The 12,484-nt window shown below is 45.8% G+C and carries 10 protein-coding genes; all 10 read right to left on the reverse strand.

Going from position 1 to position 12,484, the window contains the following annotated elements; all coding sequences use genetic code 11:
• Positions 1-93 precede the first annotated feature (93 nt).
• On the reverse strand, positions 94-948 hold the full coding sequence (locus C5O24_RS07030) for a hypothetical protein (RefSeq protein ID WP_107036371.1): 855 nt from the start codon (positions 946-948) through the stop codon (positions 94-96).
• 11 nt (positions 949-959) lie between these two features.
• Positions 960-1,277, reverse strand: coding sequence for a DUF4177 domain-containing protein (locus C5O24_RS07035; RefSeq protein WP_133165490.1), 318 nt, complete (start codon positions 1,275-1,277; stop codon positions 960-962).
• Between the two features lie 222 nt (positions 1,278-1,499).
• On the reverse strand, positions 1,500-2,321 hold the full coding sequence (locus tag C5O24_RS07040) for a DUF4062 domain-containing protein (RefSeq protein ID WP_107036373.1): 822 nt from the start codon (positions 2,319-2,321) through the stop codon (positions 1,500-1,502).
• Positions 2,318-3,898, reverse strand: a complete 1,581-nt coding sequence (locus C5O24_RS07045) for an ATP-binding protein (protein ID WP_107036374.1) — start codon at positions 3,896-3,898, stop codon at positions 2,318-2,320. The genes C5O24_RS07040 and C5O24_RS07045 overlap by 4 nt, the downstream gene beginning before the upstream one ends.
• 4 nt (positions 3,899-3,902) lie before the next feature.
• Positions 3,903-5,903 carry an AAA family ATPase gene (locus tag C5O24_RS07050; protein ID WP_107036375.1) on the reverse strand — a complete coding sequence of 667 codons (2,001 nt, stop codon included), beginning with the start codon at positions 5,901-5,903 and terminating at the stop codon, positions 3,903-3,905.
• 11 nt (positions 5,904-5,914) lie between these two features.
• Positions 5,915-6,133, reverse strand: coding sequence for a DNA modification system-associated small protein (locus C5O24_RS07055; RefSeq protein WP_107036376.1), 219 nt, complete (start codon positions 6,131-6,133; stop codon positions 5,915-5,917).
• A gap of 3 nt (positions 6,134-6,136) precedes the next feature.
• A complete protein-coding gene (locus C5O24_RS07060) occupies positions 6,137-8,515 on the reverse strand; it encodes a DEAD/DEAH box helicase (protein WP_107036377.1) in 2,379 nt (792 codons plus the stop codon).
• Positions 8,512-10,458 carry a site-specific DNA-methyltransferase gene (locus tag C5O24_RS07065; RefSeq protein ID WP_107036378.1) on the reverse strand — a complete coding sequence of 649 codons (1,947 nt, stop codon included), beginning with the start codon at positions 10,456-10,458 and terminating at the stop codon, positions 8,512-8,514. The genes C5O24_RS07060 and C5O24_RS07065 overlap by 4 nt, the downstream gene beginning before the upstream one ends.
• A 671-nt stretch (positions 10,459-11,129) precedes the next feature.
• The gene (locus tag C5O24_RS07075) at positions 11,130-11,456 is read right to left on the reverse strand and encodes a hypothetical protein (RefSeq protein WP_107036380.1); all 327 of its coding nucleotides are present in this window, start codon (positions 11,454-11,456) and stop codon (positions 11,130-11,132) included.
• Positions 11,457-11,535: 79 nt separating this feature from the next.
• Positions 11,536-12,484 (reverse strand): nucleotidyl transferase AbiEii/AbiGii toxin family protein (locus C5O24_RS07080; protein WP_133165492.1); only part of this gene is annotated, 949 nt, incomplete at its 5' end.

Raw genomic sequence — 12,484 nt, forward strand, 5'->3', positions numbered from 1 at the left:
GTATCCATAGCCACGACATTTTCTACTGTCTGCCAAGCTAGATTCCTCTTTGAATAACAGCTCCATAACTATATTACATTTTTGTTATAGCGATTAAATAGAGCTGGATTTTGGTTCTTTGGTATCAAGATATTCCTTGAACTCGTTGCCAGTATAGGATTTTCGCAGTGTCCATTCAATAGCCTGCGACTCAGGCACCTCAAATGATATTCTGGCGGTACGAGCCCGATACCCATTGACACCGGAAGAATAGAATCGGAACGATTTCATCGAACCGGGGTCTATTGAAGATGCCGCCGTACCGTCATCTTCACCCACAATTTCATCACCACGATAATAGGTAATCTTATACTTTACATTCTTAACTGTAAACGGCAGTGTGTTCTTAATTGTACAATCGCCATTGGGAGTTCCGTAGTCGGCCTCCCATGACCATGAGACGCGTTCAATGCCGAGATTTAACGCCATCACATTGCGAAGGCACTCAGTATAGAAACACCTTTGGATATCCTCATATTTATTACCCAATTCCACATCTTTGCTATATTTCGTTACCGCTCCTATTTCGTATGGATAAGTTCCAAACTCTTCAGGCAGCGTTATAAGTCCTTTGGAATCAGAAATAATCAGCTTTCCATCTTCGTCCTTTACCCAGCAGGAAAACTTACTCTGAACAAAATGGCTATGCTCGTCATAGTGTCCACTCTTGCAGTCTACCAAAATATAGTCTCCATCTTCTTTTGCTGATATTTCATCAATATCACCCATGGTAGGAAATAAATTGAAGAAAGACGCAGATGATGGATAGATTCTTTTAATAGCAATGCTGTCGCCGTTGCTTAGTGCTTTGGAGAAATCGCGCACGATTTCCTGCGCCTTGTCCGTCTTTGAAGTACAAGACGATACAAGGAGCAGGAATGCTATGAATAAGGGACTAAGAAGTCTCATGTTCTCTGGGATTATTTTCTACGTTTGAGAACGAAGTTGACGACTTCTGTGCGAGTGTTCGGCTGGAGACCGGTTACATACTCCGAGTTGCCGAAGTTGGGATGTACTGTGCTTTCTTCCGTGAACGAAGAAACAAGTTCCCAACCTTCTTCTCCGAGTTTGTTGAGCTGTCCCGAAGGGTCGGAGAACTGCATTCCTCCGAACTTGCCGTTGGAGCCTTCTGTTCCGGCTACTTTTACGACTTTGTACTCCCACTTGCCATTCTGCTGACAGGAAGTCACCGATAATGCAGCGGCTGCAAGAGCCATACTAATAAGAAACTTCTTCATATTAATGTTATTAAGGTTGTTTTCTTTGAAACTGAGATTATCCTGAAACAATGATAGTTCACCAGTGTTAACATGGCAGTCGATATCAACCTCAGTATCATGCACCGGTTCACCGTTGTATATGTCAAACGTTGTAATCACCCATAATTCGTTAGCGATTGAAACCTTCCGGTCGAGACCTCGGTTTGATTTACGTAAGCGCGACGGCTGTACCACAACTACCTAATCTTCCCGAAAGCGTTCATATGCTTCCAACGTTAAAGAATATCTTGGCTTTCCTCTATTGTCAAACTTTTGAAATTCAATAAATCCAGCAGCTTCCAGACGTTTGATAAATTCAATAAATTTTGCCGTTTCCTTTGGATTTTCAGTTTCTATCTGTACTGGACCAAATCGAAACATATGATGCCCTCCTATAAATGCTACTTGGGAGCAATAGTCAATCGATGAATTGCACCACTGCTGAATAATTTCTATTTCCTCTTCAGAAAATAATACCGTTTTTTCCCCCTTGCTATTACTGACATTTTCAGCAACCAAGGGTTGAAATTCGTTTTGAACGAAGAGATTTAATTTTTGAGAAAACTTTTTTTCAAAATCCGATAGGTCTTGAAATGTTTCGTACAAACCTTCAATGGTATTCTTATATTCTTGAAGTTTAGAAACTTGTTCCATTCCTGCAATATCGAGGTCAATCTGCTTACTAAAAAAGATCATAACCTCTTTCCCCGCTTTTCTAACTTCTGCGATTTCTTCGGCGGTTCCACTGGGATGATTCTTTGTAGGAGTTCCGAATTTTGACCCAAAGATCGCAACCAAAGCATCGCATTTATCTACTAACTGTGAGTTAATAACGCCCTGTGCAGAATTTACCTTAAGAGAAGGATAAGAAGAAGACGACCAGTGATGAGGAACCAATACAATTCCTTTGTCTTCAGAATGATGGACATTCCAAAGGTTGATTACTTCAATTGACTTACGAGCAATATCAATGACATCAGAAGGCGAACCTACCATTATATTAAAAATATGTCCTGTTCTCATATCAAATGTGTTACGTTGATTTTCTTATACTTGTTTCCCATGCCGAGGGCGAAAGCCATCTGGTCTTTGATGATTAGTTCTCCCTTTTGTAGTCCGGCAATGGCGGTGCGGATGTCGTGTAGTTCCTGACCGCTTACGCCGAAAAGATCTTTGATTACCTTATCGTCGATTGTCTGTTGCTTCATAATCAAGGGATACTGTGCGTTGGCGTAGAAGTCGAAGCCCTTGTTTTTGAAATCTGCCATATTCTGAGTGGCGAGAATGATAGACAATCCCTTGTTGCGGCCCACCGCAATAAGGTTGCGGAGCGGACGGTTGTCAAAACTAAGCATATAGTGAGCCTCGTCGATTATCGAGAAGTGGCGAATCTGCACAACATCGTCATTGACAGCCTGTTTGTCGAGCTGTTCATAGATATTGTTGAGTTTCGACATCAGGAAGTACACGATAGCTTTGGCAATCGGGCCATCCTTGGGGTAGCCGTCCATCTTGACGATGAAGCTCTCACCCACAAGGTCGGCACGGTCTTCTGTGTCGAAGATGTTGGCCCTCACAAGCTGCTTCAATATAGAAGAAATGCTGTCATCCTTGTCCGGGTCTTTCATCCGTGCCTGATAATTCTTCAACATAAGGTCGAATGTGATCGGCTGGCCGTTTGTTGAATTATAGGCATCCACAATAGCCTCGCTCAAACGGTTGCTCATATTGGAGCTTGCTGTAACTCTGTCGAGAGAGCTGAGTGCCGAAGCCATCTCTGTGGAGTAGAGATTAATCTCGTTCTGCGGTCTTCCGGTGAAGTTCTTGAACGGAGTAAACGGAAGGGGGCGTTCAATAGGGTCAAGTATGCAGGAACGGTCTACATCGAACAGCGACAGCCAGTGATTGTTCTGAATGTCACTGAACTCTCCCTTATAGTCGAACAAAAGGAAGTTGACAGGATAGCTACTCTCTGCGGATATGGACCGAATCTGTTGCATAAGTACGGCAAGCAGATTGGTCTTACCTGACCCCGTAGCTCCGGCTATGATGATTTGCGCATTGGTGATGGCTCGACTATTGATGTCAAGAGTGGCTTCCATCTCGGCATCGCCATAATTGCCGACAAGGAGGTTGAGAACCGGAATGTCTTTGGCGAGTGCTGCGCGTCCGCCGGTTGAGAAGAAATAGTTCTCAAGATTATTGTCTGCCATAAGTGTGTCGCGCCCACGATACATCTCAGCACCGATTATTCGTGATAACACATTATTGTTCGACAGGTCAAGCGACGTATCATTATAGCGTAGCTTAATCAGAGCTGAATAAAGCGGTGCCAGTTCCTGATGGGTAAAGAAGCTCGCCTGAAAGCGACTTCCTTTTTGTAGCTTTATGGCTTCCACCGTCTTTACATCGCGCTTTCCGGGTGTGGACAGTCCGACAAGCAGGCAGATGCGCATCAGTTTGTTGTTAAGTATCGAATAACGACGCTCATTACCAGCGGAACGAGAAAGATTGATAAGACTCTCTATCTTATCCTTTAGCGGAGCAAACTCCGTGTTGAAGTTCTCCGGAAAGTATATATCTCCAAAAAGCAATGGCATGGTGTTACTGGTTTAATTCGATTCCGAAATAGCCGTCGCTGACGGTCGTTTTCTGTTCTTCCACGTCGCGGTGGAGTGTGAATGTCTTTGATATGAAGGCTTCGAGCTTCTTATAGTCGCTATCAGGACGCACTTCCGAAGTTGTGCAAAGCAGTATGGTTTGCTCGGCAAGATTTGGGAAGTATTCCTCGAAAAGCATTTCGCGGCTCTCGTTGTCAAGCACACCCATTACCGTGTCAATCATCACCGGAGGATTATAGTCGCCAAGATTACGCAACACTTTCAGAAGCACCTGAATGAAAATCTGCTTGGAAGCGGCGTTAAGCTGATTGAGTGAAATTTGATTCCCCTTGGTATGGAAAATCTTGATATTGAAGTTTTCCATGCTGTCGCTCAACTCAACGCGACCGATGTGTCCTTTATATGAAACAAGCAATCGGTTGAGCTGCTGCTGCATCTCGCTCTCAATCTGCGCCTTTTTCTTTTTAAGGAGGCTGTCGGCCACCTTCTCGAAAAACGGTTTTAGCTTAACCAGTGTGTCGTACTTCAAATCCGGTTCCTGCTGAATCTGAACGTCGAAGCGATGTATTCGGTTTTCAAGCTTTTGTATCTCTTGCTTAAGTTGCCCCTCACTGACCTTGGCTTTTTCGAGTTTACGCTGGCTCTCCTCATACGACGATATGATGAACTCATTACCGCCGGCACGTGTCTGTTCGAGATTCTTTTTCTCAGTGCGCATTTCATCTATCGTAGCAAGCAACACCTCCAGATCCTGTCGCTGACGATACAGTGATACGAATTGATTGTTCGCTCCACGGCTTACGAGCGATTTCAACGCGGCTATCTCAGATGAATCGAGAAAGTCAAACGGATCCTGGCTGTTTGTAGTATTCTGTACAGCCACCATGTGTTTTACGACATTCTCTTCATCGACATCTGGCGAACAAAGTGACAGTTCTTTCAGATACTCTATGATTTTCCCGGTGACGTCGCGAAGAGTTTCAAGTGGGTATGACCCGGTGCTCGATTGCTGCAACTCATTCTTGATACGGAGAATGTTGTTGATCTCGACAGAAAGATTCGATGCCAGTTTGGGCAGGAATACGTTCACTTCCACATTCTCCATGAAGCCCTTTATGTCATCGGCATAAGATGCGGCCCTGTTGATGATGTCGTCAATCTTTGACGAAATATCAGCGATGCGCTTGTTGAGAGTCGCGCTCTGCTGTGCGCCCTCCTTCGCCTTCCGATATTCGGTTTCCATCGAGGTCAGATACTTGTAGAGAGAGTCCTGCTCGGCTATACAGGCGTTAATCTCCGCTGTAAGTTTCTCCTTTTCACTCACAAGCTGGTTATACTCGGCGGCCTCCTGCTCGGCTTGCAGACGGAGCTGCGCCCATTCCTGCTGCAGTTTCTCTGCCGCTCGTTTGAGCTGGAGATATTTCTTAAAGCCGAGGACATTCTCGAAGTTATCGCGGATTGTCTGCGCGAACACATTCTTTTTCAGAAGTTCGCTCGACTGCATGGCATCAAAAAGGAAATACTGGCTCAACTCTTGGGGAAGATTGGCCTTGATAATCTTGTTTACCTCCTGCTCGTTCTTTATTCGTTCCTTGGGCGCTGTCATGGTGCCGTACACGAACATATTGCCGTTCATGTTCAGGCTGACACTTTCCAGAGGTTTGCCGGCAGGGTTAAGCACATATGTGCGTTTGAGTATATACTTCTGCTCCTGCCCGAGCACTTTGCCGCTGAAAGTGATTTGCAGTGAAATCTCAGGCTTGACCTGTCCGAAGGCACCTTGGTTGACAAGCTCCATGAAATGGTCTTTGTTCTCTATCTTCAGGCCATAGAGCGCACCGCTGATGGCCTCGAACAAGGTGGTCTTGCCGCCGCCGTTCGAGCCTCCGATAAGAATTATAGGACGTTCCTCGTCAACCGTCAGATCGAGGTCGAGGTCAAGATAGGTCTTGTAGTTGCTGACTTTGATTCTCTGTATTAGCATGACGGGTGCGTTTACTGTTTTATCTTCTGAATGGCTGCTCGGACTATCTCCTCTGTCGAGGTATCGTCTATCTCAATCACATCGACTTTCCGGGCATGATAGGCTTTGAGTATTTCCTCGCTCAGCCACTCAAAATCAATATTCTCGGCATCGCAGATAGCCTCAATCATCGAAAGGTCATCCTTACGTATTCCGTAATGTACGAATTTCTGGTCTATTCCTTTTGCCATAGCCTATGAGTTTTCCTGTTTGAAATCGAGATATGCCCAGCCGGTGTGATCGACTGTGTTTTCAATCGTGTAGCGTGACCATACCCAGTTCATGCCGTCCTTTACAATCACGCCGCCTACAAGACTGGATCCTTTTGCATTTTCTTCTACGATGTAAGCGTTGAGCGCATTATGCTTCAAGTGGGCGGTCAACGGTTCACTCCCGGGACTCTTTGTGTCGAACAACATGATCTTGCCGTTTTTCAGACGAATAACGAAATCGACATAGAACGGTGTCTTGTTTCCGGCCTCGTCGGTATATTCAATGGCGTAATGCTGACGTCCTTTGTCGCCATTCTTGTACCACCAGTCGATATATTCCGTATTCTCTTCAAGGAAATCGGCGAACTCTTTTTCAGGCGTAGAGGCGGTGTTCAACTCGAAGAATGGCTGGAGTGCATGGTTGTCGGCAAGTTTGAGGTGATGTGTCTCGTCCTCATACATACGCTCTTCCGGCACACTCCATTGAAATTCCTTCATGGCGCGGGCCGATGCTCTCTGCCGCTTCGCTTCCCTTATCTTGATATAACGTTCAAGCGCGATACGGAGCAGACGGTCAAACTTTGGACGATTGTCATGATAGAGGAACACCTTTTTGGCATCTGTGTCGAATATTCCGAAGAAGTCGGCTATCGTTTCAAGCAGATAACCGGCAAGTTTGTCGGCAGGATTATTCTTGTTCTCAAACGAACTCACATACTTTGAGATTTCGCTAATAAACACACGGTCAATCTCTGCGGCGGTACGGGCGAATTTCACGCTCTGGCCATCGACACTTATGGTCTGAACCTCATTTTGGAAATGTATGTCCTTGGGAATCGGGATATTCACATTCGGCACATCAAGGCGCAGAACATTCGCTACTCGGCGCCTGTTCTCGTTGATCTGCTCGTCTTCCGTTTCCGGCAGAGGCTTAGGCGCTTCATCCTCACCGCGCATGGCGGCGAGTTCGGCGAGACTGAACAGACCGCCTGTCGCCTGTTCTATGTTCCAGAACTTCTCGCTCTCCTCATACAGAATCTTTCTGAAGTCGGGACCGAAGTAGTTTCGGGTATCGTTGGGTCGTTCAGAATATACCGATTTCAGTTCCACATTGTTGAGTTCGGGGCGGCGAACGGCCACGACTGCATATTTCTTGATATAGTCGGCATCGGTCGTGACGATGTTGATTTTCTCCTTTGCAATGTCGGTATAGACATAGCCTACGTTCAGCCGGTCATCGGTATAATGATGCTGCTCCGGCATACGCAGGATGCGACCCACGGTCTGAATGGTGAACTGGTCGCTCGACAATTTGCGGAAAATCAGAAGCACTGCCGCACGGGGGCAGTCCCAACCGAGGGCTATCGCTTCCTTGAACAGAAGCACCTGTGCCATGTTGTCAGGCTGTTCAAGTCCGGCGAGATTACTCTTTTCTCCGGCAAGCCACACGGCGAGACGCCCGTTTTCGACTGTTATGTCGCGCATCGTGTCGAGATACTGCCGCACGAAGTCGGCAATGGCATTGTCCTCGGCTGTCATGGTCTCCTTCTGGTCATTGGGAAGCTGGATGAGTAGCAACGGGTTGATGTTGACACCGAGTTTCTTATAAGCTTCTGCCAGTTGGTCGCGCTTGTCGAGAGCGAGTTTCATCAGGTGGTTGTTGAGCGTTGTCTCATCGGTGATACCGTTGTCGAGTTCGGGGTTGAGCACAACCTCACGCTTGATCATTTCAGCGGCTATAACCTTATCGCGGCCAATACGCACCTTTTCATCAGACCGCATGGTCTTTGGTGTTGCGGAAATGCGTATCTCGACTGTAGGATTGATGCGGTCGAGCACCGCTCCCGATTTGTCGGCGGTCTTCGACCAGAACATATGTTCCTCGTCGATTATGGCGATTATGGGCAGTCCGTTCTGCTCGCGTGTGCGGCGGCATATCTCATAGAGCGATGCGTTTGCCTCGCTCTCTCGTACCATTATGTTCTTATCCTTGTTGACGCTTTCCCAGTTGACGAAAAGTATTTCTCCGGGCTGGATTCCCTCGCTCTGTTCGAGGTCGTCGAACATTACCGGGCGCAACTCGCGTCCGTGGGAGAACGCCCCTTTGAGTTTCATATAACTCTGGAGGTGGAGCTTGCGGGGCGCAAACCAAATGAAGGCAACATCCTCATAGCGGTTGGTGCCGTCGGATTTCAGCGTATCGACTATGCTTGCCAGTGTATGGCAAGCCATGACCGTCTTGCCGGAACCTGTCGGTGCCTCAAATACGACCTTGCGGCGCGAGCCTCCCTCATTGAGCAGACCAGCCACCTTTTGGGTCAGGTCCCTTACAGCGTCCTGCTGATATGCGAAATCTTTCATGCCTCACCTCCTTCTTCATCAAAGTCAAACAGATCCTCAGTTTCTTTTTTCTCCTCTTTCGGCACTTCTTCAAGATTGAGCAGAGTTGTTTTGGGTTTAGGAAGCACACGTTTGTAGGCGTTGTAGATTGCGGCAGGCAAAGCCGTAAGTCGCACTTTATCGCAAACGCTCTCAAACTCGGAGTTCCACGCATCGTTGCCGGGTGAGAAGACATATACGATTATCGGCGATGCAACTTCCATCGCTTCAAGTGCATCCACTATGTCGTAGATTGCCTCTTCGTTATAGACAATCAGCATCTGCTTCTTTCCGTCGGAGAAATCCCGTGCAAACGAGGAGGAAACTTGAGCTTGCTTAATGTTTCTCCGAGTGCCGCCGGGATTGCACGAAGTGAAATAACGGAAGCCGTTTTTCAAGGTCTCCATTCCACCAAACTCGTCATGCTCGGTATAGAGACTCTCCTTGATGCAGAGCATATCCGAAGCAAGCAGCATCAACCGGCGCATATTCTGCGGAGTGCGGCGGCGACCGACGAAATCAGTGCGGTAGTAACGAAGATTATTTGCGTGCAGACCCTCAACCTCTTCGCCATTAGGTTTGGTGTAACCTTGTATTACTCGCTTATTGCGCTCGTATGTCACGTTCTCGCAGATACCGTTCTCATTGTTGGTGCAGAGAATACACTGTCGCTTGCCTCCATCATCAGCGTTCAACTGCATGACTGCGTGGAGAGTAGTACCTGAACCTGCGAAAAAATCAAGAATGATAGAATCCTTATCCGATGCAAAATCAATAACACGAGATAGCACAGTATGGGGTTTGGGATTGTCAAATCTTTTTTCGCCTCCAAATATTTCTGCTAATGTTTTAGTTGTCCCTCTATTGTCTTCATAAATAAGAGTTCTCAAGTATTCCATCGAGGTTTCTATTCTCTTCTTAACATGAGGTTGAGTAGAGTGATCCTTTCCCCATTCTATCTCACCAGCATTATCATAAGCTAAGAATGTAGTTTGAGGCCATCTCCACCCATTAGCGGGTTTAGGGCATGGTAGTCCAGTAATCGGATGTATAATATCGTATGTATATCCGCCGGGATGTGGGTTGGACGAATTACCAGAACTACTGTATACTCCTTTTTTATCAATATTATTGTAATGAGTAACTTGTGGGAGTAGCTCCTTATTCGCTCTAATCCACTTCCGCAGTTCCTTCTGTGCCGTATCAATCGCTACTCCAGATGATAAAATCTCTTTACCGGCCGCTATAAGTCGCTTTGCGGCTTGACTTTGTCGTTGCCAATTATTTTGTGTTTCGCGACGCTTACAGTAGCACAACATATATTCATGCTCTGTGTTTATTTGAGAGGGATTGTTGTCTGTGGCAGTTTTTAGTATTAATTGTCCTAAAAAATTTGATTCACCAAACAATTCATCGCACAGAAGTTTCAAAGAAGCCTGCTCATTATCATCAATAGACAAGAAAATAACGCCTTTATCGGAAAGAAGTTTCTTCGCAATTTTTAATCGTCTTGAAATAAAAGACAACCACTTTGAATGTCTAAAAGAATCTTCAGAATCAATAAACGTATCGTTATAGACGAAATCCTTTTTTCCAGTATTGTAAGGCGGATCAATATAGATGACATCGATTTTACCCTCATGCGTATATGCAAGAGTGGTGAGTGCTTCAAGGTTATCACCTTCAATGAGGATATGATTAGGAGAATCAGCATTATCCGAGATAATGGCTCTACTCCTGACCTCTTTGAGAACCGGAAGCTCCATGCGTAAACGCTCCTCAACCTCTTCGGGCTTATCTTCCCAAACAAGACCGTATGTCTTGGTCTCGTTGAGAAGTCCGAGAAGCGCAGCGCGTTCATCGTCAGTCAAGCCCTCCAAGGTCTTGATTCTGTCTATCAATTTATTTCGGTCAGTCGCTTTCATTCTAATAGGAAATCAATATAAGTGAACAATGAGGACTTCGCCACTTACTATAATCTCAACATCGTTACAGTCTACAGCCTTCGCAATAGAACGTCTAATACGAATTAATTCAGATTGTTCTTGTTTGTTAAGACATATCATATTAGCAAGTTCGAGATAACGTTTGATGTCATCAGAAGAAAACATCAGAGGAAAATCTACTGTAACCTCAAACTTAGTTCCTGAAGGATATTTAGAAAAACGCATATTGTCAAAATAAAAGAGAATACCCATGTAGCATCTGAAGGCCGACCAAAGCCCGTAACGACTACGTGGGTATTCTCAAAGTTTTCTCGGCTCTCACCGTAAGTCTTTGTCAGTAGTTATTGGCCATTTTTCAGATATATTCGTTCTTGAAATGCAAAGTTAACAAAAATTTCGGAGATAAGCGGTGCCATAAGCCTTAAAAATCGTGCGTAAAGGCTTATTTCTGAAATCACTACTAAACATCTCCTCCATCTTTGAGAGCTTGCAAAAGCCAGCATGGAAGAACCAGTAACATGATTATAATTGCCATATCGAAATAAATTTGATAGTTTGATGATGTATGATTTATTGTTTGACCGCAAAATTAGCAGTCAAGGGTGCAGGATTCTTGTACTCTAATGTTAATTAATGCTAATTGATTGCACTTAATTCATGCAAATGTCAATTTCTATCATTTCTCCATAAGACTGTGCGAGGTCATGGATGGCTTCATCGTTGAGCATCCAGATTTCATTGCCGCCGTAGGAGTCTTTGAGGTCGTACATGAGGTTGAGTAGAGCGACATCGCGGTTGGGTGTGGTGAGATTGCTTTCCTCGATATACATGACCTGAACAAGCCATTTGCCCGGGGTGATGCGCAGATAGCAGTCGGCAACATCAGGGTCGGTGTCGATGCGTTCCTGCACAGCCTCGCGAATCGCCAGCTCCAGAGCGTCAATCATTTCCGGCGACAGCCGTGTCTCTTTAATCATAATCTTATATCATCAAAAAAACTAAACAATGGCAAATACGGACTATATTTGCCATTATTTAGTATGTGTGTTGTTTGTTCTATAGAATCTGGTCAATGAGATACCAATAGAAGAAAGCCTCCGGGCGTGTCTTCTTCAACTTGTTGAGTCGGACAGGCAATACATGGTCTATGTTCATGTCGGAGGTCAGTTTTGAGATGTCAAATTTCTCTATCTGCGTTTGCTCTTTTTCTATGCAAGTGGCGACATAGGCTGCCTTTGCCGAATCGACAATCGCATCCTCGATGAAGTATTTGTTCTCATAGATGAAGTTGCCGAGTCGCTTGATGCCGTCCTGCAACAACGGGAAGTCGCCTTTCCCCTCCAATCCTCGCGTAGCAAGGAGAAGAGCAGTCTGCCGTATGTCCTCATATATTACCGACGGGTCTGCGCCAAGACCACGGTAGCCAAGTTCCACCAGAGCAATGCGGCTGAACGATTTGGCTGTAAGCTCAAGATCTTCGACTGCATCGAACAGACGACCTATGTCATAGACCTGCTTCATGATTTCGGTGCCACGGGAGTTGCCATTCTTATAATAAGGTATGCCGGTGGTGTTGGGAGCGAATGCCGTCAGCTTGTCGCCGAGAATATCGCCTATGGATGGAACCATTACAATCGACGGCTCGGAATCAAGCTCGATAAACTGGTTGATGACCTCTATCTCATTCACCTGCTGATAATGTGTGTCCTCATACAAAACGTCAAGCAGGATATATGACTCCTGGTTTGAACGGTCGGTATAGGCTATCTGATAGAAGAACTTGGAGTGGCTCTTTGGAATATCTTTTCCGGCCTGACGGCGTTCCACCAGTTCTTTCCTTGTAAAACCGAACTCGCTTATGCGGTCAAGATATTCTTCGACATTTGTACCGGGAGGACAGATAATGTCAATGTCGATTGAAAGTCGGCGTGTCTTGTCGCCGAGTATCAGACCGACGCATGTGCCACCCTTGAAGATATAAGGGCAGCCTGAGCGGGCCAAAAGG

Source organism: Paramuribaculum intestinale (assembly GCF_003024925.1).
In the GTDB taxonomy this organism is placed as follows: domain Bacteria; phylum Bacteroidota; class Bacteroidia; order Bacteroidales; family Muribaculaceae; genus Paramuribaculum; species Paramuribaculum intestinale.